Origin of the sequence: Photobacterium sp. (genome assembly GCF_033720175.1) — a bacterium.
GTDB lineage: Bacteria > Pseudomonadota > Gammaproteobacteria > Enterobacterales > Vibrionaceae > Photobacterium.
Window position 1 is genome coordinate 137,681 of record NZ_JAWWDA010000007.1, and the last position, 23,393, is coordinate 161,073.

Genomic DNA, 23,393 nt, shown 5'->3' on the forward strand with positions numbered 1-23,393 from the left:
TATGACTCCTGATCGTTACCAGCGAATCCACTCAGTACTGGCGACCCGCCAGCCCGATTTAACCGTATGCATGGAAGAAGTGCATAAGCCGAATAACGTATCAGCCATTATTCGTACGGCTGATGCGGTCGGGGTTCACAAAGTCCACGCCGTCTGGCCGAAAGACAATATGCGGGTACTCAGCCATACCTCTGCCGGGGCACGTAACTGGGTCGAACTAGAAACCCACGACAACATGGTTGCAGCCGTCAGCCAGCTGAAAGCCCAGGGCATGCAGGTACTGGCGACCCATTTGTCAGACGCCGCAATTGATTTTCGTGACGTCGATTACACCAAACCGACCGCAATTATTTTAGGCGGCGAGAAAAACGGGATCACCGCTGAAGCACTGGCAATGGCGGATCAGGACATCATCATTCCGATGGTGGGTATGGTACAGTCGCTTAACGTCTCGGTGGCCAGCGCCCTGATCCTGTATGAAGCACAGCGTCAGCGTCAGCTTGCCGGCATGTATGAACGAGAAGCGACCCTGTTGCCAGACGACGTTGTTCATCGCATTCTGTTTGAGCGCGGTCATCCGGTATTAGCCAAAGTCGCCCGGCGCAAAGGCTTGCCTTATCCGCCGCTCGATAGCGAAGGCCAAATCGTCGCCGATGAGGCATGGTGGGCAACCATGCAGGCCATTGAGCCGAAGAAGAAAACCAAATAAGGATCAGCAACAGCAATGAGCGGAAAGTTATTAGAGACCATCACCCTGACCGAGCTGTCCGGGGTTGGCGCTAAAATGGCAGAAAAATTAGAAAAAGTGGGCCTGGTTACGGTTCAGGATCTGCTTTTCCATCTGCCGCTCCGCTATGAAGATCGTACCCGCATCTGGCCTATCGCCAGCGTCATGCCGGGTCAGCACCTTGCCGTTCAGGGCACCGTGGTCAATAACAGTATTACCTTGGGTAAACGTCGCATGCTGATGGTCAAAATTGCTGATGACACCGGCTCAGCGACCTTGCGTTTTTTCAATTTCAATGCGGCAATGAAAAACAGTTTATCGGAAGGTAAACAAGTCAAAGCCTATGGTGAGATAAAACGCGGTAAATACGGGTTGGAAATCATCCATCCTGACTACTCAGTTTTTTCTGAGCCGACCAAGCTGACCGTGGAAGAAACGCTGACCCCGGTTTACCCTACCACGGAAGGATTACGCCAGCTGACCTTGCGTAATCTGACCGATCAAGCGCTGAATTTACTTGATAAGGCCGCCGTCACGGAACTGTTGCCGGATGGTTTGTACGATCGCCAGATGACCATGGCACAAGCGCTTCATGTGATGCACCGGCCAACACCGGATGTCTCGCTGGATCAGCTGGAAGAAGGCAAGCACCCCGCCCAGCACCGGCTGATTTTAGAAGAGCTGCTGGCTCAGAACCTGTCGATGCTGGCACTGCGCTCGAAAAGCCAGCAACATAATGCTTGGCCGCTCGCCCCAAGCGACAACCTAAAAAGCCGGCTCCTTGCCAGCCTGCCATTCAGCCCGACCGGCGCCCAGCAGCGCGTTGTCGCCGACATCGAAACCGATCTGGGACAGGCCAAACCGATGATGCGCCTAGTGCAGGGGGACGTGGGGTCAGGGAAAACCCTGGTCGCTGCACTGGCCGCCCTACGGGCAATCGAACACGGCTTTCAGGTTGCCTTAATGGCACCGACAGAACTCCTGGCCGAGCAACATGCGCAAAACTTTGCCCAGTGGCTGAATCCGATGGATATTCAGGTTGGCTGGTTAGCCGGTAAACTCAAGGGCAAAGCCCGCGAAGCAGAACTGGCGCGGATTGAAAACGGCGAAGCCAAAATGGTGGTCGGTACCCATGCCCTGTTCCAGGAACAGGTGGTGTTTAATAACCTGGCCCTGGTGATTATCGATGAGCAACACCGTTTTGGTGTCCACCAGCGATTAGAGCTACGGGAAAAAGGCGCGAATGAAGGACGTTATCCTCACCAGCTGATCATGACTGCAACCCCAATCCCCCGGACGCTTGCCATGACCGCTTATGCCGATCTTGAAACCTCAGTAATAGACGAATTACCACCGGGCCGAACACCGATCCAGACCGTGGCCCTGCCGGATTCTCGTCGCGCTGAAATCGTTGAGCGAATTCGCTCCGCTTGCCTTAACGAAGGCCGCCAGGCGTATTGGGTCTGTACCCTTATCGACGAGTCAGAAGTGCTAGAAGCGCAAGCCGCTTCCGATACCGCTGATGAGCTCACGGCATTACTGCCAGAGCTAACCGTGGGTTTAGTCCATGGCCGCATGAAGGCGACAGAAAAACAGGCCGTGATGCAGCGCTTCAAAGCCGGTGAACTGCATTTACTCGTCGCCACCACCGTCATTGAAGTTGGTGTGGATGTGCCCAATGCCAGCCTGATGGTTATTGAAAACCCCGAGCGTTTAGGCCTGGCCCAGCTCCACCAGCTCCGCGGCCGTGTCGGTCGGGGAAAAGTAGCCAGCCACTGCGTATTGCTCTATCACGCCCCGCTATCGAAGACAGCCCAAAAGCGCCTTGGTGTGTTGCGCGAGAGCAGCGATGGATTTGTTATCGCCCAGCGTGACTTAGAAATCCGTGGCCCGGGGGAACTGTTAGGGACAAAGCAGACGGGTATCGCCAATTTTAAGATCGCCGATCTGGTTCGTGACCAGCACCTCATTCCGCAAGTACAGAAAATGGCTCGCTATCTTCACGATCAATACCCGAGCAATGCCAAAGCCATTGTTCAGCGCTGGCTGGGACAGCGGGAAAACTATTCGAATGCTTAACGAAGGCCGGCGACCTCATATTAAGCCGGCTTGATTTGAAAACCTGCTTGAAAACAGGAAAACATCTTGTTTCTGGCCAGTATTCAGTCCCAAATAAGCAACATTAATCCTCAGTGTGATCTGCATTGCCCAGTAATCATAAGTACTCCGGCACATCTGTGCCCCTTTCCTCCGCTCTGCCCTAATCGTCCATCAAGTGAAATTTTATCGCCACAAAACAACCGCAATCGTTTGCTATTTACGGAAAGATAATTAAAATAGCGCACAAATTTCACCCACATTCGCTTCTCCTTGTGTTGGCCTGGATCTGAGTAACAGCAATCACAGAACTATCCGGCTTTCACGTATTGATGCCCATTCAGCGCATCCGATCGGGATACAGAAGTAAACTTAGGATTAACACGGCCATGACCCGCCAGCATAGCAACATTGAAACACCACACCATTCTGATCTGATCTACCGCTTAGAAGACCGGCCGCCACTGCCGGAAACACTCTTTGCTGCCACCCAGCACCTGTTGGCGATGTTTGTGGCGGTGATCACTCCGTCGCTGATCATTTGCCAGGCACTCGGCTTACCCGCCAGTGACACCAACACCATTGTCAGTATGTCCCTGTTCGCCTCCGGGATTGCCTCGTTTATCCAAATCCGCACCTTTGGTCCGGTGGGCTCTGGCTTGCTGTCGATTCAAGGCACCAGTTTCAACTTTCTCGGCCCGATCATTGGCGCCGGCTTGGCACTAAAAGCAGGCGGTGCCGATATTCCAACCATGATGGCGGCTATCTTCGGCACAATTCTGGTCGCCTCACTCACTGAAGTATTCATTTCACGCGTATTGCAACACGCCCAGCGTATTATCACTCCGCTAGTTTCAGGCATTGTGGTTACCCTGATCGGTCTCACTCTGATCCAGATTGGCTTAACGTCTATGGGTGGCGGTTATGCTGCGATTGAAAACGGCAGCTTTGGCAGCCTGGATAACCTCATGCTTGCGGGTACCGTCTTGGGCTTCATCGTCTTGTTGAACCGAGTAAAGAATCCCTACCTGCGCGTATCATCAATCGTGATTGCGATGGCTGCGGGTACATTGCTGGCATGGTTTACCGGTATGCTGGACACTTCCCGCGCCACAGAAAGTGCTCTGATTGCGATTCCGATGCCGATGCAATACGGCTTAGGGTTTGACTGGGGGCTGCTGATCCCGCTGGTTATTGTTTTCGCCATCACCTCGCTGGAAGCCATCGGCGATATCACGGCAACATCAGAAACCTCAGAGCAACCGGTGGCAGGCCCTGTCTACCTCAAGCGCATCAAGGGCGGTGTACTGGCCGACGGTATTAACTCGGCGCTGGCATCGGTACTGAACAGCTTCCCTAATTCAACCTTCAGCCAGAACAACGGTATTATCCAGCTGACGGGCGTGGCCAGCCGCTATATCGGTTACTTCGTGGCAGGTATGCTGGTACTTCTCGGCCTGTTTCCGGGTGTTGCGAACTTAGTGCAGCTGATCCCTGAGCCGGTATTGGGCGGTGCTACCATTGTGATGTTCGGTACTATTGCCGCTTCCGGGGTCCGTATTATCTCGCGCTGTGAACTCGACCGCCGCGCCATTCTGATCATGGCGCTGTCATTTTCGATGGGGCTGGGTATTGCTCAGAAGCCTGAAATTCTGCAGTTCATGCCCGACTGGGTGAAAGGCATTTTATCTTCCGGCATGGCTGCCGGCGGGATCACGGCGATTATCCTGAATCTGGTGTTACCAGAAGATAAAAAATAACGTGAGTAACGTAACTGACGGCAATAACAAAAAGTAAGAACGAAAAAGCGAGAGCCAAGGCTCTCGCTTTTTGTCTTCTGGTTCCGGCAAGCCTAAAAGATGAATCAAGCTATTGCTCTTCCTCTAGACACTAGGTTCTAGAAACTCGCACCTTCAACTCACTACTTCTTTGCTATCAGCGGCAGGCTGATTTGCACTTTCAGCCCCCCTTCACTGCGATTACTCACCACAATGCTACCGTCATGCTGATCAACAATGCGCTGCACAATGGCTAAGCCCAGTCCGGTTCCTTCCGCCTCACTGCCGCGGGCAGAATCGCCGCGGGTCAGCGGCTGGAACATCCGTGAAACCTGATCCGGTTCAATCCCCGGGCCATCATCTTCAACACTGTACCAGACTGATTTACGATCAGCAGAAGTACCGCTGGTGATCTTAGCCCAGCCATTACCATAACGGAGCGCGTTGACCACCAGGTTAGCGGCCAATCGCTTCATCGCAACACTATTGGCTTCAACGATGCCGGGAATATCGCCCAGTTCAAGCTCAATTTCGCACTCGTAGCCGCCTTCGCTTTCCGCCACTTCCTGCAGCAAGTGATTTAAGTCAATCACTTCAACTGCCTGCTTTTTAGTGGATTTCAGATACTCCATAAACTGACTGATGATTTCATTACACTCTTCGGTGTCTTTGATCATGCTGTCGGCAAGATAGCTATCTTCGGTCGACATCATTTCCGTGGCCAGACGAATACGGGTCAACGGCGTACGTAAATCATGGCTGACCCCGGCCAGTAGCAAGGCGCGATCATCTTCCAGCTGTTTAATCCCTTCCGCCATCCGGTTAAAGGCCTTGGTCACGGCACGGATCTCCGACGCGCCTTTCACCGGCAAATGTGGCGGGCTCTCCCCTCGCGCGACTTGCAACGCCGCATTTTCCAGCGCCACCAGCGGTCGGTTCTGCATCCGAATAAACAGCCAGCCACCGGCAATCACCATAAAGGCAATCATCAGGCTGTAACGAAACAGTGGCGAGAAATCCTCTTCCTGCAATTCCGAGAGCGGGATCCGCATCAGAAAGCCCGGCATCGCATCACACTTCATCCACAGCACATAACTGTCAGCACCCAGCACTAAGCGTACTTCGGTCGGCGAATTCAGTTCGCGGCTCATCTCTTCACTCAGGTATTCCACTTCGGTCGCCTGATGGTACTCAGCATTATCTGGTCCATCGACAGGATGCAGGGTTACCCCGAGCTGCTCCAGCAACTGCCGCCGCACCGGCGTATCAAGGTGGAAGGTATGACCGTCGGCCAAATCCAGATCTTCTTTAAGCATCAGTCGCACTTCATAGGCCAGAATGCGATTGAACTGCTGCAGACTGGGCAGCAACGCGTAGTTTACTACCGCAAGGTAAGAGAAAATCTGGCTTGCGATAAGCAAGCCGGTAAGCAAAATAATGGTACGGGCCAAGGTACTGCGGGGAGACATCCGCATCAATTACGCCTCGTCACCATCAGGAACGAAAACATAGCCTAGGCCCCATACGGTCTGAATATAACGCGGACGACTCGGGTCTTCTTCAACCATTCGCCGCAGGCGTGAAATCTGGACGTCAATCGAGCGCTCCATAGCTGAGTATTCACGACCACGCGCCATGTTCATCAGCTTATCACGCGACATCGGCTCACGCGCATTGGTGACCAGTGCCTTCAGTACCGCGAATTCGCCCGAGGTGAGAGGCATGGATTCGTCGCCACGGAACATTTCACGCGTGCCAAGATTCAACCGGAAGTCGCCAAATTCAATGACTTTACTGTCAACACTTGGCGCACCCGGCGCTTCAATCGTCTGACGGCGCAGTACCGCACGAATACGCGCCAGCAGTTCACGCGGGTTAAACGGTTTCGGCAGGTAATCATCCGCCCCGACTTCAAGCCCGACAATACGGTCAACCTCGTCACCTTTCGCGGTTAACATCAGGATAGGCAACGTATTATTAGCATTACGCAGACGGCGACAAATCGACAGGCCATCTTCACCCGGCAACATTAAGTCAAGCACCATCAAGTGGAAGGTTTCACGGGATAACAAACGATCCATTTGTTCACTGTTCGCTACGCTGCGCACCTGGAACCCCTGTTCCGACAAGTAACGCTCCAGCAATGCCCGTAAACGCATGTCATCATCAACAACCAGAATCTTATAATTTTCCTGCATATTTCACCTTACCTGCATCGATCTTGTTATCGAGCTCAGCGACTATTTTACTCAACTCCCGCGCCTTGGTGCTGAATAGGTCACCAAATCACGGTCAAAAATTGTTACGGGTTATGTCGAATGCTTACCAATCAAGCTTTAACACCGATATTGGTTCTTATTTCAGTCAATATGAATAGCATTCCTCCCACAAAACGAGTCAAATTCAACTCATTAAAACCAAACACGAATCATTATTCACTGATAGATTTAATAACAAATATTCTTGCCATATAATCCCTACTACTCAATTGATTGCATTGAAATATACTGCTCAGGCCATGTCAGCAGTACAACTATTTTGCCATCACTTCGAGCGACAAAACGATTCACACCTAACATCGTGCGAATAATTCTTCTTTAATTACATTAATCAATAAGTAAAACATGAATAAATTCACATTAGCGACTCTTCTTACTCTTGTATCTCTTGGCACTCACGCCGCAGACTTCAATACCATTTCAAACTTCGGTGACAGTTTGTCCGATATCGGCAACAAACACCTGATCACCATTGATATGAATGATAAAACTTCAGGAAAAATTGGCGTTCGCGCATCAGAACCTAATTTCAACGGCCACTTCAGCAATGGTCCGGTCTGGACCGAATATCTGGCCGGATTTCTTGCAATGCCAGCGCCAACCCGTGCCCATGGCAAAATCGAGAGCAAGCTAATTCTTCAAAACCAAGACGGAAAACGTGTCACCTATCACTATAACGATAAGCCCCTGTTAGGCACCAACTGGGCGGTTGGCGGTGCGATGTCTGGTCTGGGTCATTTCATCGATATTGATGCCTCCAATGGTTTTAGCGCCGAATCTGGCCTTGATGTACTGGCAAACAGCGGTCAGCAAATTAAACAACGTATTGCCAACAAAGGCCAGTTCAATGGCAGCGAGCTGGTTAGCTACATGAGTGGCACTAACAATCTGTGGTTCACCCTATTCGGCGATCTCAACCAATCCGGTGACAAAGCGGCCTTCTATGCCCTTGCGGATGTGAAAGCCTTAATTGATGCTGGCGCAAAACAGATCTTAGCCGCAAATATTCCAAATTTTGTTGACGCACCATGGTTTGCAGGCCAGCAAGACAAAACGATCCAGTTTATCCAGTCACACAACCTGGCCTTAAAAACAGGGTTAGAAAGCCTGGCAGCAACCCATCCCGATATCGAAATCTTCTACTTTGATACTTTCGCCGTGTTTAATAAAGTTATTGATGATGTGAAAAATAAGGGCCAGTACCGAGATGCCGATCTGGCTGTCACCATCACTGATGTGACAAGTGAGGCATATAGTTATGCTACTGGAGAAGTTATCGCCCAGCCAAACCATAACCTGTTTTGGGATGGTCTTCACCCGACAACTGCAATGCACAAAATTATCGCTAAAGATGCTGCAGATCTCATCAAAGCCGGACGGGCATTATGATTTCACTCAAATCCATACGCCATCAAATCATCATCGGTGCAGCAAGCTGCCTCTTAATTTCGCTCATCGCGGTGCTGCTTGTCGGCCTGAAATACTCTAATCAGCTTGAAGAGATGGTCTACAACAAAACGCATACCTTTGCCAATCAAGAACAGACCCAGCGGCTGGAAGATACCAGCAAATACCGGTCAGAGCAGATCCAAAACCAGCTGTCTGTTGCGATGAACTCCGTTGAGGCTCTGGGCAGTGTCTTATCTGGAATGGCGAGCAGCGATGACGGCCAAACCAAGCTCAGCCGTGAAGATCTTTCACTGGTAGTACGCGATCTGCTGGCAGGCAACAAGAAGTTTCTCGGGGCCTATATCGCTTTCGAACCCAATGCCTGGGATGGAAAAGATGCGCTTTACGAAGCTATCGACGGTAAAGGCCAGTTCAACGTGTACTGGACCCGTGGTAGCGACAACCAACTGAAGCCCTCATCGGTAGATTCCGATCGATTTTATCTCCAAGATAAGACCAAAATAGGTACCCGTGTCAGTGAATGGTACCTCTGTCCGCTTGAGACCGGCCGCAGCTGCCTGATCGACCCCTGGGCATACAATGTTCAGGGCAAACAGGTGTTAATGGCTAATCTTGTCACCCCGATCAAAGCCAATGGCCGCACCATCGGCATGATAGGTATCGATTTGTCGGTAAACTTTATCAATGAGTTGGCACTCAGTCTCAAACAGAACCAGTTTGGTCAAAACTCCCATGTCAGCATTATCACCTACAACGGTGTGGTTGCGGGTGATACCGATCCGGTCTCTCCGCTCGGTGAAGTACTGTCAGACTGGAACCAGCGCAAATCCCAGTTTCAAGCCGGCAAACAGTTATGGAACTCTACTGATGAATTCTCCAGCCTGGTAACCCCTATTAAGGTGGGAAACACCAACACCCCATGGATGTTATGGATTGCTATTCCTAAGGCCGATCTGTTAGAAGACATCAATGCGTTACAAGGTGAGTTAAAAACATCGTTCAGTGATTTTCTCAACGCCCAATTAATAGCAGGTCTGTTGATTTCTGTCTTAGCACTCGCCGTGCTCTATATCCTGGCTAAACGTATTTCCACCCCGATCCAGCAAGTGGTGAACATTGTTCAACAGCTCGGCCGAGCTGGTGGTGATCTGACCAGCCGGCTAGATGTAACGAGAAAAGATGAAACCGGCGCTCTGATGAACGGCCTTAATATTCTGATGGCCTCGTTGCAGAGTATGATCCGCGATATCGCTAGTTCAGTCGATCATTTAAAACTATCGGCAAATCGATCTGCCGGTATTGCTGAAGCATCGCATCAAGATGTACAACAGCAACGTCAGGAACTGGAACAAGTTGCTACCGCCATTAATGAAATGGCCTCTGCAGCAAGCGAAGTGGCCAGCAATGTAGCTAACACAGCCAGCTCGGTAGAAGAGGTAAATCAGGCCATTACGCGTTGCGGTGACGTGGTCAATGACAGCGCCAGCAGCATCAACCAGTTAGGTCTGGAAATGGAACGTTCCTCAACGACGATTATTGAACTAGAAACTCAGAGCCACCAGATCAGCAGCATTCTAGAAGTAATTCGGAGTATTTCAGATCAAACCAACTTACTGGCCTTAAATGCTGCGATTGAAGCGGCGCGGGCGGGGGAACATGGTCGTGGATTTGCAGTTGTTGCCGACGAAGTGCGTCAGTTGGCATCCAAAACCCAAAACTCCACTGAAGAGATTCAGCAGATGATCAACCAGTTCCAAAATCAAATTAAGCTGACAGTAGAGACGATTTCAACTGGCAGAACCTTTACCCATAACAGTATCGAAAGCAGTAAAACGGCAGTCTTGGAGTTAGAGTCGATAGTCGCTGCCACAGCAACCATTCAAGAAATGATGTGCCAGATAGCAACAGCTTCAGAAGAACAACATCAGGTGACTGAAGATATTAATCGCAATATCAATGCGATTACCGACATCACCATCAAAGCCGCTCAAGGGGCTGAAACATCAAACCACGAAGCACAAGGGATGTTGACGCAAACCAGTGAGGTTGAAAATAAGCTGAATAAATTCAAATATTAAAATTAATTCAGTCTGTTTCATCGGCGACTCTGTCGCCGATTTTTTCAGTCGCAATGATTGACGCCTTCTGCAATCCGTTACACTATCTATTCAGGAAAAACAGCGACTCAGGATCAGACAATGAAAACCAACCTAATCACCCGCGAAGGGTACGACAAGCTGAGACAAGAGCTGGACTACCTGTGGCAGGAAAAACGTCCTGAGATCACCAAAAAAGTTACTTGGGCAGCCAGCCTGGGTGACCGTAGTGAAAACGCAGATTACAAATATAACAAGCAGTTATTACGAGAAATAGACCGCCGCGTACGTTACCTGCGCAAGCGCCTCGATATCGTCAAAGTGGTTGATTACTCCCCCCAGCAAGACGGCAAAGTGTTCTTTGGCGCCTGGGTTGAAATTGAAAATGAAGACGGCGACAGCAAAGCATTCCGGATCGTCGGCCCCGATGAAATCTATGGCCGAAATGACTATATCTCGATCGACTCGCCGATGGCTCGCGCGTTGTTAAAAAAAGAAGTCGATGAAGAGGCCGAAGTGATGACCCCGCAAGGGAAAAAGCAGTGGTTCGTCAACCGTATTACATATCGCTAAGCTGTTCCTTGGCTCAGGCGGCGTTTCGCTACTCGCCTTCCATTGTCATCATAATCAGCCGCCACCGACACACTCTTAACACACCGCATCTTGTCACCACCAGAATCCTCCGTAGAATGGAACGGTTAACGACAACCAAGAGATACCAACGGATGAGCAACTCTATCAATCAGATAATTGCCAGCGAACTGAATGTTCGTCATGAGCAAGTTACCGCGGCAGTGACTCTGTTGGATGACGGTAATACCGTTCCTTTCATTGCCCGTTACCGTAAGGAAGTCACCAACGGGCTGGATGATACCCAGTTACGTAATCTGGAATCCCGTCTGGGCTACCTGCGTGAGATGGATGACCGCCGTAAGGTCATCCTGAAATCCATTACCGAGCAAGGGAAGCTGACCCCGCAGCTAGAAGCGGACATTTATTCTGCCGACAGCAAAACCCGGCTGGAAGATCTGTACCTGCCTTACAAACAAAAGCGTCGCACTAAGGGACAGATAGCCATTGAGGCGGGACTGGAGCCGCTGGCAGAGACCTTATGGCAACAACCAGAAAAGGACCCGGCAACAACCGCCGAGCAATATATCAGTGCCGACAAGGGCATTAGCGACACCAAAGCCGCCCTGGATGGCGCCCGTGCCATCCTGATGGAGCGCTTTGCTGAAGATGCCGGCCTGCTGGACAAGATCCGTCGCCACCTGCTGGCCAATGCCGAACTCACTTCACGCATGGTCGATGGCAAAGAGCAGGAAGGTGCGAAGTTTAAAGACTACTTCGAACATAACGAACGACTGACCAACGTCCCGTCGCACCGCGCACTGGCGATGTTCCGCGGCCGTAATGAAGGCTTCCTGCAGTTATCACTCAACGCCGATCCCAATCAGGACGAAGGCGTACGGAGCTCATACTGCGAAGTGATTATTGCCGATCACTACGGTGTGAATCTGGGCAACCAGCCGGCTGATGTCTGGCGCAAGCAGGTGATCAGCTGGGCATGGCGCATTAAAATCTTAATGCACATGGAGACCGAGCTGATGAGCGCGCTGCGCGAGAAAGCCGAAGAGGGCGCCATGCAGGTCTTTGCCGACAACCTCAAAGATCTGCTGATGTCGGCACCGGCCGGCCCCCGTACCACACTGGCACTCGATCCGGGCCTGCGTACCGGCTGTAAAATTGCAGTGATCGATACCACCGGCAAGCTGGTTGATACCGCGACCATTTATCCGCATCAGCCTCAGCGCCAGGTCGCGCAGTCAGAAGCGACGATACTGGCACTGCTTAACAAGCATCAGGTCAATCTGATTGCCATCGGTAACGGGACGGCTTCACGTGAGTCCGACAGCTTTATCGCCAAACTGCTAAAAGATAACGATCTGAAAATTCAGAGCGTGATGGTGAGCGAAGCCGGGGCATCGGTCTATTCCGCCTCCGAGCTGGCGGCAAACGAGTTCCCGAACCTCGATGTATCAATACGGGGGGCGGTCTCTATCGGCCGCCGCCTGCAAGACCCACTGGCTGAGCTGGTGAAAATCGATCCGAAATCGATCGGTGTCGGCCAATACCAGCACGACGTCAGCCAGAGCATGCTGGCAAAACGCCTTGATGCGGTGGTGGAAGACTGTGTCAACGCCGTCGGTGTAGATGTCAATACCGCCTCTGCGGCGCTGCTGACCCGGGTTGCAGGTTTAAGCAAAACCATGGCTCAGAACGTGGTCGATTATCGCGACGAACACGGCCGCTTTGAAGCCCGGACCACGCTGAAGAAAGTGGCTCGTTTAGGCCCTAAGGCCTTTGAACAGTGCGCAGGTTTCTTGCGTATCATGAACGGCAAGAACCCCCTCGACGGCTCTGCAGTACACCCGGAATCCTATGCGGTAGTCAAAACGATTGCAGCCAACAACAGCAAGCCGATAGAGGCCATTATCGGTAATACCGAGTTCCTGCGCAGCCTGAAAGCCGCTGATTACACCGATGATAAATTTGGTCTGCCGACCGTCACCGATATTATCAGCGAGCTGGATAAACCCGGCCGCGATCCACGTCCTGAGTTCAAAACCGCTACGTTTGCCGAGGGCGTCAATGAAGTGAAAGATCTGATCCCGGGAATGGTTCTGGAAGGGGTGATCACCAATGTCACCAACTTCGGTGCCTTTGTGGATGTCGGCGTCCATCAGGATGGTCTGGTCCATATTTCTGCACTATCAGACAAGTTCGTCTCTGATCCCCGCGAAGTGGTCAAAGCCGGTGACATCGTTAAAGTCAAAGTGATGGAAGTGGACTTGGCGCGTAAGCGCATTGCCATGTCGATGCGGATGAGCGATGAACCGGGACAAGAAAAACCGGCTCATAAACCGCAAGCTCAGCGTCAGGAGAACAATCGCTCGAAGCCAAACAATGGCAACCACAGCGGTAATAACAGTAACCGCAGTAATAACGCGAACAACGCCTCCGGCAATGCCATGGGCGGTGCCTTTGCGGCTGCATTTGCCAAAGCGAAGAAATAGTTCACAGTAACGAGGAGCTAGAGGCGAGGATTCTCGTCTCTAGATCTTTCTAGGCTCAGGTTTTAAATCTAGAAACTAGAATCTCGAACCTAAAAACTCGCCTCTTTAACCTAGATACTCGAATCTAAAAAAACTCGTCTCTATAACCTCTTTACAGCACCACTAGATAATCGGTCGGCGGGTTGGGCACCGTCGCCTGGGCATAACGATGGGCAATCACCCCGCGGGTACGTTCAGTCTGGTTAATTTTCTCTAGCTGTTCAAGCAATTCACGCGGTAATTTAATGTGCATCGAATAGCCGAGATCCGTGACTTCGGCCAGGTAGCTATCAGCCGATAATGCTTTTACCAGCAGCTCAAATTCAGCCTGATAGCCATACTGTTTTTCTGCTGTCGGTGGCAACTCGCTGTAATCAGGGTGCTCACTCGGATCCCAGGAGGGCTTCTTTAGCTGCTTTTCTTCGCTGCTTAAGGGTTTTTCCCGGGGAGATTCGGGGCTTTGGCTCGGCGGGACAATTTTTTCACGCACGCGATTATCCCGAGCGGTCTGCTCGGTTGGTGGGTTAACAGAGGGAGCAATGATCGGTGCTCCCGCATTCACAGGTGAAAAAATCATGCTGATGTGGCTCTCCAAACATCAGCTAATGGTTTACACGATAGCGAGCAGCACAGCGCCAACCGTTCCTATCGCAGACAAAACTTGCCCTGCCGTATAGAAATCATCGGTATTGCTTTTCACTTCGTCGGGATGATCCATCCCCAATGCCCCATAGGTAAAAGACTCGGCCATACCAGCCGCTTCAGCCTTAGTGGTTCCATCAGCTTTTGTTGCCTGTGCACCTGCTTCAGCCGCTTGTTGACGTTTCGCTTGCTCTGAAATAGAGACCGTCGTTTGGGCTGCTTTACCGGTACTGTTTTTATCCGCCGCTTGATTCCCTTCTTCAGTTTTCACTGAGACCGCAGCCGACCCGTGTAATGATGCTGGCGAATAAGTTGAATTATTGCCAACGCTTCCTATTGTCATTATGGCCTCTCTAGTCGAATAAACCGAGCAACTCCATGTTTTTATTATCGGCAACCGCTGTAGAAAGTTTAAACAATAATTGCCGATACCCTACACACATGACAAAAATCAGGCCTAGTCGATGAATTTACGCAACGCTTGCACAAACTCCTCAGGATGAGAAATAAACGGTGCATGCGATGCCGAGGCAAAGACTTGCCGCTCTGACCGCGGTGCCAGTCGATCTAATTCCGTCGCAATTTTGACCGGCACCAAGCTGTCTAACCGCCCGTACAGCCGTAGCCAGGGCTGGGAGATCTGCTCGACCTGTTCCCGTAAATCGACTTCAGCCAGCAGCCGAAGACCAACCGATAAGGCTTCCGGATTCGGCTGCGGACGTGACAGCACCGCTTGTTTAAGCAGCTTAATATCCTGCCTGGCCGTTGGACTCCCCATGGCCTGCAGCGCCATGAAACGCTCTACCGTTAACCGAAAGTCTTTTCCTAACTGCTGCCGAAAATCATCCAATACCTGAGGCTTGATCCCTCGCCATCTGTTCTCTGCCGCAAACCTCGGGGAACTCGCGACCGTAATTAAACGCGAGACCCGCTCCGGGGCTAACAAGGCGGCCTGAGTTGCTACCAAACCGCCCAGTGACCACCCCAACCAGGTTGCCGACACTGGTGATTTATTAAGCAATAGGTGTGCCATTTCTTCAATACTATCGACCTGCATCTCATGGCTGTGGCCATAGCCCGGTAAATCAAGCCAGTGCACCCGAAAATGCGGCGTCAGCAGCGGCAGAACCTGTTGCCAGACGGCACCGTTCATTCCCCAGCCATGAATGAGAACCAGATCCGAACCTTGCCCTTCCGTTTGCCAATGTAGCGTAGTTGTCATTTACACTTCCTTTCTTCGACTGTAATGACACATAGGATGGCAAGGATGTTATCCCCTTCATCGCTAAGATCAATCTTTCAATGGATCAATCAGCAATGTCAGCTGTGCCACCTGCCATTATCATCCGGTGAACGGGTATGGTGCCATCATTGCCTGGCCAGTTTCCCCCAGCCGCCTTATTGCTCGCATTGCGGTGCCACGACCCTTGCTCCCGCTAACCATTGCGGCCAGTGCCTCGCATCGCCGCCTCCATGGCAGCGCTTATACCGACTGGGCGAATATGGTTTTCCGTTGAGCCAGCTGATCCACCAGCTGAAGTTCGGCAAAAAATTCTGGCTGGCACAACCTTTAGGCCAGCTGCTAGCACAGCAAATCGATCAGCCGGCACCGCTTCTCTTGCCGGTACCGCTGCACCCTTTGCGCCGCTTTTCCCGAGGTTTCAACCAGAGCAGTGATTTAGCCCGGGCTATTGCCGACAATACCCATAGCCGATGTCTGCCCGATGGCTTTTGCCGCATACGCCACACTAAAGTTCAGAAACAGCTGACGAAAAAGGAGCGCGAGAAAAACCTGCACCAAGCCTTTATACTTAATGCAAAGCCGTTGCCTGATCATATCGCCATTGTCGATGATGTGGTGACCACCGGCAGCACGGTCACAGAGCTCACCCACCTGCTGCAAAACGAGGGGGTTAAGCGGGTTGATATCTACTGTATCTGCTACACGCCAACGATGAAATGATCACAAAAATCGTCCAAACCGGCGGTGAAATCATTGTTGCAAAGAATAAGGGGGTGATAGAAACTGCGTCTAAGAGTAGAATAGGTTAAATCTTACTAAATAAGTCAGGTATTACGTTGTGTCTATGATCACTATTTCTGAAAGCGCTCAGCAGCACTTCGGCAAGCTTCTTGCCCAGCAGCCTGAGGGTACCAATATCCGAGTTTTCGTGGTTAACCCCGGAACTCAAAATGCAGAGTGCGGTGTCTCTTATTGCCCGCCAGAAGCAATTGAAGCGAGCGATACTGAAATTAAGCTCGAACTGTTCTCAGCTTATATTGATGAGCTAAGTCTGCCTTTCCTGGATGATGCTGAAATTGATTTTGTTACTGACAAAATGGGTTCACAGCTGACGTTGAAAGCACCTAACGCCAAAGTACGTAAAGTGTCTGACGATGCCACCCTGATGGAACGTGTTGACTATGCTATCCAGACTCAGGTTAACCCGCAGCTAGCCGGCCACGGCGGTAACGTCTCCTTGGCAGAAATCACCGAAGACGGGGTAGCCATCCTGCAGTTCGGCGGTGGTTGTAATGGCTGCTCAATGGTTGATGTCACCCTCAAAGAAGGGATTGAGAAAGAACTGCTGGCTCAGTTTGACGGTGAGCTTACCGGTGTTCGTGATATTACCGAACACGCCCGTGGTGAGCATTCGTATTATTAAGTGCTTAGAAGCAGAAGCTAAAAGGTCTTCGACGTTTATATCTCTGTTTTTACCCACAAAAAAGCCGCATCATGCGGCTTTTTTATCATTCGATTTTATCTGCACTAGTCAATTAGGGTAATCGTCACTGAACGGCGTCCCCAGTTTCTGGCCGCCTGAATATCTTTGCCCATGTAGATATCAATCTTGCGTGACCAGCGCTTGTGCATTTTATCCAACACCACGTATTCCCCGGCCAGCCCTGAAATTTTCACTTTCGCGCCTCGGGTCAGTCCCATTGCCAGCAAATCGCGGGAGACGGCGATCGCTTTCATTCCGGGCTTTAACGTGTCACCCCAGGCCGCTCGGGTGGGGTTGGTATTCGTTTGGGCTCGTACCGAATTGTACGCTGTCGCAGTCACTTTAAGATTTTTTACTTGCCCGTGAGCCACTGCATTGGCCCCCCAGCCAAGTGCCATCACGGTCAGTAAAAAAACACATATCGTTCGTTTCATCTCAATTACCCACTCCACCATTGTGCGCATTTTAAACAGTTCGATAAGCGGATGGATAGCGCTTTTTGTCGTAGAAAGAATCAATAGCTGTTGAATCCTTCTAACTAATTGTTTGCACTGGCGGGCTCCAGGAAAATATTATTTTGCCATTGGTAAGCAAATATGACCGCCAGGCCAATTCCGCGCATCGCCATGAAACCGAGCATCGCCGCCCACAGGGCGTGGTTGCCAAAATCGCTCAACCCCCACCAGATAGCAAAGAAACAACATACCGCAACAAACATGCTATTGCGCATTTCTTTGCCCCGGGTGGCCCCGATGAAAATACCGTCCAGCAAGAAACACCACATCGACACTAACGGCACGGCCGCCAGCCACGGTAAATACTCCATCGCCTCTTGCTGTACCGCAGGAAGATCTGAAATTACCCCGATAATTTCACGGCCAAACACCGTGAAAGCCAGCGTCAGAAGAAGAGAGATGATCAGGCTCCAGAACGTGGTACCAATCAGGAATCGTCCCAGAGCGTTGCGGTCTTTCGCCCCGATCGCTTTGCCCACCAAGGCTTCCATGGCGTAAGCAAAACCGTCCATCGCATACGACACCAGCATCAGAAAGCTCATCAGTACCGCATTGGCCGCCACCACATTGTCACCCAGCGTGGCTCCCTGAAACGTCATAAAGACAAATGTCAGCTGCAAACACAAACTGCGCAGAAAAATATCCCGATTCAGTTTCATCAGCCGTCCCATACCATGGCGCACACTGCTGATTTTATCTCTGAGCGAGGGCAACATCTGCGCCAGCCAATGCCGGGAGACAAACCACAGCCCGAGCAACAACCCGCTATAGTCAGCCATAACCGAAGCCGCCGCAGCGCCTTGCACCTTCCAGCCAAATCCGAGTACAAACAAGACATCGAGGACAATATTCACCAGGTTGGTGGCGATCAGCAGCCACATCGGGGAGCGGGCATTCTGCGTTCCCAGCAGCCAGCCCATGATGACAAAGTTAGCGAGTGCGGCCGGCGCGCCCCAGATACGAATAGAGAAGTACTGCTCAGCGTAAAACTTCACCTCTTCACTGGCACTGCTGAGGTGAAACACCAGCGAGGCAACCGGCTGATGGAACACAATCAGCACCAATGCCAGCAACCAGGCCATAGCAATGCCCTGAACGAACACCCCGGCTTGCGCATCCTTATCACTGGCGCCATAGGCCTGAGCACATAATCCGGTCGTGGCCATCCGTAAAAAACCGAGCAGCCAGAAGGTCATGTTAATCATCGTGCCCCCCACGGCCACCCCGCCCAGATACCAGGACTGATCCAGGTGGCCGATCACCGACGCATCAACCAGCCCCAGAAGCGGCACGGTAATATTGGATAACACCATAGGGATCGCCAGCGCAAAAACCTGACGATGTAATGAGACATTCTTTAACGCTGCTAGCACTGCAAACCCCAGCCTGATGACGACCGATTTCAACCGAGATCAGAAAATTAATATGACACCACAGTGTAGCGACTTGCTGCCGGTGACAAAAGCCACCGGCAGTGATTAGAGGAATAAATCTAATGCCATTACAGCAATGCCGTTAGCCAGTGATCCGCCAGCAGCACCACAAACAGCGCTAAGAGATGCCAGATTGAATACTTGAAGGTGGCCCAGGCGTGACCGACCGTATCGGCAAATTTCAGCTTCACCGCATAACCAATAAAACCGGCATTCAACAGGCTGCTGCCAATCAGATATAAGCCTCCGCTCATGCCTGTCAGCCAGGGCAGCAAGCCAACCACAAACAGGATCACGGTATAGAGCAGCACCATCGTTTTGGTAAATTCAATGCCGTGCGTCACCGGCAGCATCGGAATACCTGCTTTGGCGTAATCCTCTTTGCGATGGATAGCCAGCGCCCAGAAATGCGGCGGGGTCCAGGTAAAGACCAGCATCACCAGTAACAGGGCGTGCGGATCAAGCTGCCCGGTCACCGCCGTCCAGCCCAGCAACGGTGGCGCTGCCCCTGCCAAGCCGCCAATCACGATATTCTGCGGCGTGGCATGTTTTAGCCACACGGTATAAACCAGCGCATACCCCACCAGACTGGCCATGGTGAGCCAGGCCGTCAGAGCGTTTAGTGCCAGCAGCAGAGCAAACCCCAGCACCATTAAGCCGGAAGCAAATAACACCGCTTTATACGTCGCTACCCGGCCTTTGGCCAACGGGCGGTGATAAGTCCGCGCCATCTGAGCATCTAAACGGCGATCCAGTACATGGTTAAACACCGCCGCCGCCGCTGACTGAAAACCGATCCCCATCAGCCCGAGCACAACGACTTTGGCGGGAGGGATCCCCGGCACCGCCAGGCACATGCCGACCAGGGCAGTAAGCAGTAGCATTGCCACCACTTTCGGTTTGGTCATGGTGAGATAGTCACGCCATAACGCCGGTTTCCCCCTTTGCAGGGGGGCCGTGCTGGATTGAACGGTGGTTTTGCTGGCAGCAGTACTCGCGCCACTTCCTAACAGCTGAGATTTAGCCATGACTTCTGCCCTCCGGTGCCAATTTGTCGGTGTACCGCTGAACATCGCGCCAGCAGTAAAGATAATAATTAGTCGCGACCAGGATCTGTAACAGGATCACCCCGACCAGATTATGTCCGACGGCAACCAGCAGCGGCAGGCTCGCCACCACATTGGTGATCCCCAGACAAAGCTGCAGGGCAAGAACAGCGCCGATCCCCAAACTGTACCGACGCGGTACTGATTGCCGCCATAAACGCCACATCAACAGCACCAGAACGATGGTCGTCACCATCGCACCGATCCGGTGAGCGACATGGATCGAGACGCGCTGGTGGTAATGCAGAATCCCATATTGATAACTGTCATGCTCAGGCTGGATCAGATCAAAGGCGCTCAGATCAAAGTGCCGCTGCCAGTCCACCTCACAAATCGGCAATTGGGTACAGGCGACGGCGGCATAGTTTGCCGCTGTCCAGCCGCCCAGGGCGATCTGCCCTGCGACCACCAGCAACGCCGCCAGCGCCATAACTTGTAACGATGATAACGACTGTGGTGGCGAAAATGAGTGGCCTGATGAAGACGCTGTCGGTAAAGAGGGCTGGATCTCACGCTGACGGATTCTTAACGCCAGTAGCAGCAGTAAAGACGCGGTGGTAAAGCCGCCAAGCAGGTGTCCCATCACCACGACTGGCATCAGTACCAGAGTGACCGTCCACATTCCGAGCAAAGCCTGAAAAATGACGGTAACCAGCAGCAAGGCAGGCAACCGTTTTGGCGTCTCGGGACGTCGCCAGGCGATGATATTGATCACCAGGATCAGCAGGCCTAAACTGCCGGCAAAATAGCGATGAACCATTTCATTCCAGGCCTTGCTCACCTCAACGGGCGCATCAGGAAAGGCCTGCTGAGCCAGCAGTTGCTGCTCGCTGCCTTGCGGTACCGAAAGAAAACCATAACAGCCGGGCCAGTCAGGACAACCCAGCCCGGCTTCCGTTAAGCGGGTATACGCGCCCAAGGCGATAACGCACAAAGACAAGACAAAGGTCAGGTAGATAAGATGCTTGAAGCTGAATAATGGCATGGGCTTAACCTATCCTTGAGACTTTCAGCAGCCGTTTCAAATCGCGCAGCAGATCTTTTCCCTGCGCCAGAATAGCCGTTTTGCCTTGCGCTAACGGGTAGGCCATCATCACGTTCCCGAGGGGATCGGCAAGGTAAATCGCTGCAGTGCCATATTTCAGCGTCTCGATCTGAGCCACCACATGATCAGGTACCCGCATCAGCTGCAACCCCGCGGTGAGCGTCTGCATGTCTGTTGGACTGGGTATAATAACCGCCGGCTTTTGGAACGCAGCCTGAGATTGAACCGCGTTATCCGAGGCGAATGAGGCTGGCAGATCAACCACCAGTACTACACTGCTGACGCGCTGCTGATCCGCACCGATGGCCTGCGGCACCTGGCGCAAATTAAACAGTGCCCCCTGACATGGCTCATCACACGATGGTGGCAACAAATAGACCAGCTGCCATTTACCGGGTTCCGTCAGCCAGTCTGATGCCAGCGGGAAAGCCAGCAGCTGACCGCGATTGGTCACGCCCCCTTGGTACCAGTTAAGATCCAGGACTATTTTGGCCAGTAGCAAGGGCAGCAGGAAGACCCCGAGTAGCAGCAATAACATTCCATGTTTCTTCATACACGGCTCCTTTTTAGCCACCAGAACGCCAGCCCGGAGACCGCAACGGCCAGCAGAAACCACTGCAGAGCATAGGCATAGTGCTTTTGCGGTCCCATCACGACCGGTATCCAGGTTTGTTGTAATGCCACCGCATGGTCGGGATCGATCTGCAATATCCACGGTTGCAACGGCAGCTCCATCTGCTGTGAGAGTTGATCAAGATGAATATTCTGTACCCGCAGCGGCCAGCTTTCCCCTAACGGCTCTGCCGCCAGTTCAATGAGCTGTGAAGGCGGAGCAATGACACCGGAAATCTGTAACTCACCGTGATGCTCAGGCAAGACAGGCACTTGTTCACGGTAAACGGGTGCCGCAATCCAGCCCAGATTCACCAGCAGCCAGCCATCATCAACGGCAAATGGATACAGCAGGTGGTAACCGGGCTGACCGCGGTATAACTGATTATCAAGCAGGACGGCTTTGCTGTGATCGAACCGGCCAGGGAGGGTTAAGCCATACCACAGCGGATCATCCGGCAAGCTGGCCAAACTGTAATAAACCTGTTCGCTGCGACGCTCCAGCACGGTATTTAGCGCTTCTTTTTCCTCGCCGCGAGACATTTGCCACAGGCCTAACTTGACCAATACCAGCATTACCGCCACAGTAAAAAGTATGAATCCGATCCTTCGCATACTTATCCTTATGTTCCGGAGACGCCATGCTCATCAAAGCCATCATCGTCTGCCTGCTGATCTTCATTGTGCTTAATCTGTTCCGGGCCTTGTCTTTGATGCTCAAAAGCAACCCGGCTGAAAAACCTGCCTCGCATTACCTAGGCCGCCGAATCGTGTTCTCCGTGATCGTATTTGCCATTCTGCTGGTTGCAGTGGCCACCGGCGCTATCGAGCCAAACCCCAGGCCATATTGAGTTCAGCGTCGAGAAGCTAGTACCTAAAACCTAGAATCTCGCCGCCTCGCCCCTAAAGAATGTAAACAAACACAAACAGGCACAGCCACACCACGTCGACAAAGTGCCAGTACCAGGCACCGGCCTGAAAAGCAAAATGCTGCTGTGCTGAAAAATGGCCTTTCACTATCCGGCACCAGACAATGAATAAAATAATGGTGCCCAAAGTCACGTGCATGCCGTGGAAACCAGTCAGCAGAAAGAAAGTATTGCCGTAGATCCCGGCATCGAGGGTCAGCCCCATTTCATGGTAGGCATGGACATACTCGACCCCCTGCAGGTAAACAAATAAGCCGCCTAACAAGACCGTTAGCAATAAGAACAAGGTGACGCGGGGGCGTTTATCTTGCTCCAGGGCAGTATGCGCGATGTGGACGGTGACAGAGGAAGTAAGCAGGATCAGGGTATTGTACAACGGCAGCCCGAATGGCCCCATAGCCTGGGTTTGTGTGCCGCCCGGGGTGGTCAGCAACGGCCACTGAGCGATAAACTCCGGCCACAATACCGCGTTGGTCATCGCATTATTACCGGCCCCGCCAAGCCAGGGAACGGCAATCATCCGGGCATAGAACAACGCACCAAAAAAAGCGGCAAAGAACATCACTTCCGAAAAAATAAACCAGCTCATGCCCTGGCGAAACGAGCGATCCATCTGGGCACTGTACAGCCCGCCCATCGACTCCCGGATCACATCACGGAACCAGCCCGTTAGCATAAACAACAGTACACCCACCCCGGCCAGCAGGATCCATGGCCCCTGGCCACCAAACAGACCTCCAACCGTTGCCCCCGCGCCAAGGGCGATAAGAAACAGCGCCACCGCCCCGATGATTGGCCAGATACTCGCTGCCGGCACATAATATTGCTCATGGGGCTGATGGATGGATGGATCGTGCTCTGTGTATGGATTCGACATCTTCA

General features: G+C 52.1%; 22 protein-coding genes. 10 read left to right on the top strand and 12 right to left on the bottom strand.

Annotation, left to right across the window (positions count from 1 at the left end; genetic code table 11):
- The first annotated feature begins 1 nt into the window (after position 1).
- The 3 genes from trmH to R3289_RS10115 all read left to right on the top strand — a co-directional run bounded on the left by trmH (position 2) and on the right by R3289_RS10115 (position 4,584).
- Complete coding sequence (trmH, locus tag R3289_RS10105) at positions 2 to 709, top strand: tRNA (guanosine(18)-2'-O)-methyltransferase TrmH (protein WP_318925380.1); 708 nt, start codon at positions 2 to 4, stop codon at positions 707 to 709.
- Between the two features lie 15 nt (positions 710 to 724).
- Positions 725 to 2,806: an ATP-dependent DNA helicase RecG gene (gene recG, locus R3289_RS10110; RefSeq protein ID WP_318925381.1), complete on the top strand. Its 2,082-nt coding sequence runs from the start codon at positions 725 to 727 to the stop codon at positions 2,804 to 2,806.
- 407 nt (positions 2,807 to 3,213) lie between these two features.
- The gene (locus R3289_RS10115) at positions 3,214 to 4,584 is read left to right on the top strand and encodes a uracil-xanthine permease family protein (RefSeq protein WP_318925382.1); all 1,371 of its coding nucleotides are present in this window, start codon (positions 3,214 to 3,216) and stop codon (positions 4,582 to 4,584) included.
- A gap of 161 nt (positions 4,585 to 4,745) precedes the next feature.
- Here R3289_RS10115 and envZ read toward each other — a convergent pair whose 3' ends face one another.
- Complete coding sequence (envZ, locus tag R3289_RS10120; protein ID WP_318925383.1) at positions 4,746 to 6,077, bottom strand: two-component system sensor histidine kinase EnvZ; 1,332 nt, start codon at positions 6,075 to 6,077, stop codon at positions 4,746 to 4,748.
- A gap of 3 nt (positions 6,078 to 6,080) precedes the next feature.
- Positions 6,081 to 6,800: a two-component system response regulator OmpR gene (gene ompR / locus R3289_RS10125; RefSeq protein WP_318925384.1), complete on the bottom strand. Its 720-nt coding sequence runs from the start codon at positions 6,798 to 6,800 to the stop codon at positions 6,081 to 6,083.
- Positions 6,801 to 7,226: 426 nt separating this feature from the next.
- Between ompR and R3289_RS10130 the strand changes: the two genes are divergently transcribed.
- The 4 genes from R3289_RS10130 (at position 7,227) to R3289_RS10145 (ending at position 13,464) form a co-directional block, all read left to right on the top strand.
- Positions 7,227 to 8,270, top strand: a complete 1,044-nt coding sequence (locus R3289_RS10130; RefSeq protein WP_318925385.1) for an SGNH/GDSL hydrolase family protein — start codon at positions 7,227 to 7,229, stop codon at positions 8,268 to 8,270.
- Positions 8,267 to 10,369 (top strand): methyl-accepting chemotaxis protein, encoded by a 2,103-nt coding sequence (locus R3289_RS10135; protein WP_318925386.1) that lies wholly within the window; start codon positions 8,267 to 8,269, stop codon positions 10,367 to 10,369. The genes R3289_RS10130 and R3289_RS10135 overlap by 4 nt, the downstream gene beginning before the upstream one ends.
- 120 nt (positions 10,370 to 10,489) lie before the next feature.
- Positions 10,490 to 10,960 carry a transcription elongation factor GreB gene (gene greB / locus R3289_RS10140; RefSeq protein ID WP_318925387.1) on the top strand — a complete coding sequence of 157 codons (471 nt, stop codon included), beginning with the start codon at positions 10,490 to 10,492 and terminating at the stop codon, positions 10,958 to 10,960.
- Positions 10,961 to 11,112: 152 nt separating this feature from the next.
- Positions 11,113 to 13,464: a Tex family protein gene (locus R3289_RS10145; RefSeq protein WP_318925388.1), complete on the top strand. Its 2,352-nt coding sequence runs from the start codon at positions 11,113 to 11,115 to the stop codon at positions 13,462 to 13,464.
- A 151-nt stretch (positions 13,465 to 13,615) separates the two neighbouring features.
- On the opposite strand, the gene R3289_RS10150 is transcribed toward R3289_RS10145, so the two are convergent.
- From R3289_RS10150 to bioH, 3 genes are all read right to left on the bottom strand, one after another.
- The gene (locus tag R3289_RS10150) at positions 13,616 to 14,080 is read right to left on the bottom strand and encodes an ATP-dependent Lon protease (protein WP_318925389.1); all 465 of its coding nucleotides are present in this window, start codon (positions 14,078 to 14,080) and stop codon (positions 13,616 to 13,618) included.
- A 33-nt stretch (positions 14,081 to 14,113) separates the two neighbouring features.
- Positions 14,114 to 14,488, bottom strand: coding sequence for a hypothetical protein (locus R3289_RS10155; protein ID WP_318925390.1), 375 nt, complete (start codon positions 14,486 to 14,488; stop codon positions 14,114 to 14,116).
- Positions 14,489 to 14,602: 114 nt separating this feature from the next.
- Complete coding sequence (gene bioH / locus R3289_RS10160) at positions 14,603 to 15,367, bottom strand: pimeloyl-ACP methyl ester esterase BioH (RefSeq protein ID WP_318925391.1); 765 nt, start codon at positions 15,365 to 15,367, stop codon at positions 14,603 to 14,605.
- Positions 15,368 to 15,403: 36 nt separating this feature from the next.
- Between bioH and R3289_RS10165 the strand changes: the two genes are divergently transcribed.
- The gene (locus tag R3289_RS10165; protein ID WP_318925392.1) at positions 15,404 to 16,108 is read left to right on the top strand and encodes a ComF family protein; all 705 of its coding nucleotides are present in this window, start codon (positions 15,404 to 15,406) and stop codon (positions 16,106 to 16,108) included.
- 124 nt (positions 16,109 to 16,232) lie between these two features.
- Positions 16,233 to 16,811, top strand: coding sequence for a Fe-S biogenesis protein NfuA (gene nfuA / locus R3289_RS10170; RefSeq protein WP_318925474.1), 579 nt, complete (start codon positions 16,233 to 16,235; stop codon positions 16,809 to 16,811).
- A gap of 104 nt (positions 16,812 to 16,915) precedes the next feature.
- Here the strand turns inward: nfuA and R3289_RS10175 are convergent, their stop codons facing one another.
- The 6 genes from R3289_RS10175 to R3289_RS10200 form a co-directional block, all read right to left on the bottom strand.
- Positions 16,916 to 17,305 carry a hypothetical protein gene (locus tag R3289_RS10175; protein ID WP_318925393.1) on the bottom strand — a complete coding sequence of 130 codons (390 nt, stop codon included), beginning with the start codon at positions 17,303 to 17,305 and terminating at the stop codon, positions 16,916 to 16,918.
- A 104-nt stretch (positions 17,306 to 17,409) separates the two neighbouring features.
- On the bottom strand, positions 17,410 to 18,759 hold the full coding sequence (gene dinF, locus R3289_RS10180; RefSeq protein ID WP_318925394.1) for an MATE family efflux transporter DinF: 1,350 nt from the start codon (positions 18,757 to 18,759) through the stop codon (positions 17,410 to 17,412).
- A gap of 128 nt (positions 18,760 to 18,887) precedes the next feature.
- Complete coding sequence (cyoE, locus tag R3289_RS10185) at positions 18,888 to 19,847, bottom strand: heme o synthase (protein WP_318925395.1); 960 nt, start codon at positions 19,845 to 19,847, stop codon at positions 18,888 to 18,890.
- Positions 19,840 to 20,910, bottom strand: a complete 1,071-nt coding sequence (locus tag R3289_RS10190; protein WP_318925396.1) for a COX15/CtaA family protein — start codon at positions 20,908 to 20,910, stop codon at positions 19,840 to 19,842. The genes cyoE and R3289_RS10190 overlap by 8 nt, the downstream gene beginning before the upstream one ends.
- Positions 20,911 to 20,914: 4 nt before the next feature.
- Positions 20,915 to 21,523 (bottom strand): cytochrome oxidase, encoded by a 609-nt coding sequence (locus R3289_RS10195; protein ID WP_318925397.1) that lies wholly within the window; start codon positions 21,521 to 21,523, stop codon positions 20,915 to 20,917.
- Positions 21,520 to 22,197, bottom strand: coding sequence for an SURF1 family protein (locus R3289_RS10200; protein ID WP_318925398.1), 678 nt, complete (start codon positions 22,195 to 22,197; stop codon positions 21,520 to 21,522). The genes R3289_RS10195 and R3289_RS10200 overlap by 4 nt, the downstream gene beginning before the upstream one ends.
- Positions 22,198 to 22,223: 26 nt before the next feature.
- On the opposite strand from R3289_RS10200, the gene R3289_RS10205 reads away from it, so the two are divergent.
- Entirely contained in the window at positions 22,224 to 22,433 is a 210-nt protein-coding gene (locus tag R3289_RS10205) for a DUF2909 domain-containing protein (RefSeq protein WP_318925399.1), read from the top strand.
- Between the two features lie 52 nt (positions 22,434 to 22,485).
- Here the strand turns inward: R3289_RS10205 and R3289_RS10210 are convergent, their stop codons facing one another.
- Entirely contained in the window at positions 22,486 to 23,388 is a 903-nt protein-coding gene (locus tag R3289_RS10210; RefSeq protein ID WP_318925400.1) for a cytochrome c oxidase subunit 3, read from the bottom strand.
- Between the last annotated feature and the right edge of the window lie 5 nt (positions 23,389 to 23,393).

Bases quoted from the DNA above. Each gene is read 5' to 3' on its own strand.
- ompR (WP_318925384.1), bottom strand. From the start codon at position 6,800: ATGCAGGAAAATTATAAGATTCTGGTTGTTGATGATGACATGCGTTTA.
- R3289_RS10205 (WP_318925399.1), top strand. From the start codon at position 22,224: ATGCTCATCAAAGCCATCATCGTCTGCCTGCTGATCTTCATTGTGCTT.
- envZ (WP_318925383.1), bottom strand. From the start codon at position 6,077: ATGCGGATGTCTCCCCGCAGTACCTTGGCCCGTACCATTATTTTGCTT.
- greB (WP_318925387.1), top strand. From the start codon at position 10,490: ATGAAAACCAACCTAATCACCCGCGAAGGGTACGACAAGCTGAGACAA.
- R3289_RS10115 (WP_318925382.1), top strand. From the start codon at position 3,214: ATGACCCGCCAGCATAGCAACATTGAAACACCACACCATTCTGATCTG.
- R3289_RS10145 (WP_318925388.1), top strand. From the start codon at position 11,113: ATGAGCAACTCTATCAATCAGATAATTGCCAGCGAACTGAATGTTCGT.
- R3289_RS10135 (WP_318925386.1), top strand. From the start codon at position 8,267: ATGATTTCACTCAAATCCATACGCCATCAAATCATCATCGGTGCAGCA.
- R3289_RS10175 (WP_318925393.1), bottom strand. From the start codon at position 17,305: ATGAAACGAACGATATGTGTTTTTTTACTGACCGTGATGGCACTTGGC.
- R3289_RS10165 (WP_318925392.1), top strand. From the start codon at position 15,404: ATGGCAAGGATGTTATCCCCTTCATCGCTAAGATCAATCTTTCAATGG.
- R3289_RS10200 (WP_318925398.1), bottom strand. From the start codon at position 22,197: ATGCGAAGGATCGGATTCATACTTTTTACTGTGGCGGTAATGCTGGTA.
- R3289_RS10155 (WP_318925390.1), bottom strand. From the start codon at position 14,488: ATGACAATAGGAAGCGTTGGCAATAATTCAACTTATTCGCCAGCATCA.
- R3289_RS10190 (WP_318925396.1), bottom strand. From the start codon at position 20,910: ATGCCATTATTCAGCTTCAAGCATCTTATCTACCTGACCTTTGTCTTG.
- trmH (WP_318925380.1), top strand. From the start codon at position 2: ATGACTCCTGATCGTTACCAGCGAATCCACTCAGTACTGGCGACCCGC.
- cyoE (WP_318925395.1), bottom strand. From the start codon at position 19,847: ATGGCTAAATCTCAGCTGTTAGGAAGTGGCGCGAGTACTGCTGCCAGC.
- R3289_RS10210 (WP_318925400.1), bottom strand. From the start codon at position 23,388: ATGTCGAATCCATACACAGAGCACGATCCATCCATCCATCAGCCCCAT.
- bioH (WP_318925391.1), bottom strand. From the start codon at position 15,367: ATGACAACTACGCTACATTGGCAAACGGAAGGGCAAGGTTCGGATCTG.
- R3289_RS10130 (WP_318925385.1), top strand. From the start codon at position 7,227: ATGAATAAATTCACATTAGCGACTCTTCTTACTCTTGTATCTCTTGGC.
- R3289_RS10195 (WP_318925397.1), bottom strand. From the start codon at position 21,523: ATGAAGAAACATGGAATGTTATTGCTGCTACTCGGGGTCTTCCTGCTG.
- recG (WP_318925381.1), top strand. From the start codon at position 725: ATGAGCGGAAAGTTATTAGAGACCATCACCCTGACCGAGCTGTCCGGG.
- R3289_RS10150 (WP_318925389.1), bottom strand. From the start codon at position 14,080: ATGATTTTTTCACCTGTGAATGCGGGAGCACCGATCATTGCTCCCTCT.
- nfuA (WP_318925474.1), top strand. From the start codon at position 16,233: ATGATCACTATTTCTGAAAGCGCTCAGCAGCACTTCGGCAAGCTTCTT.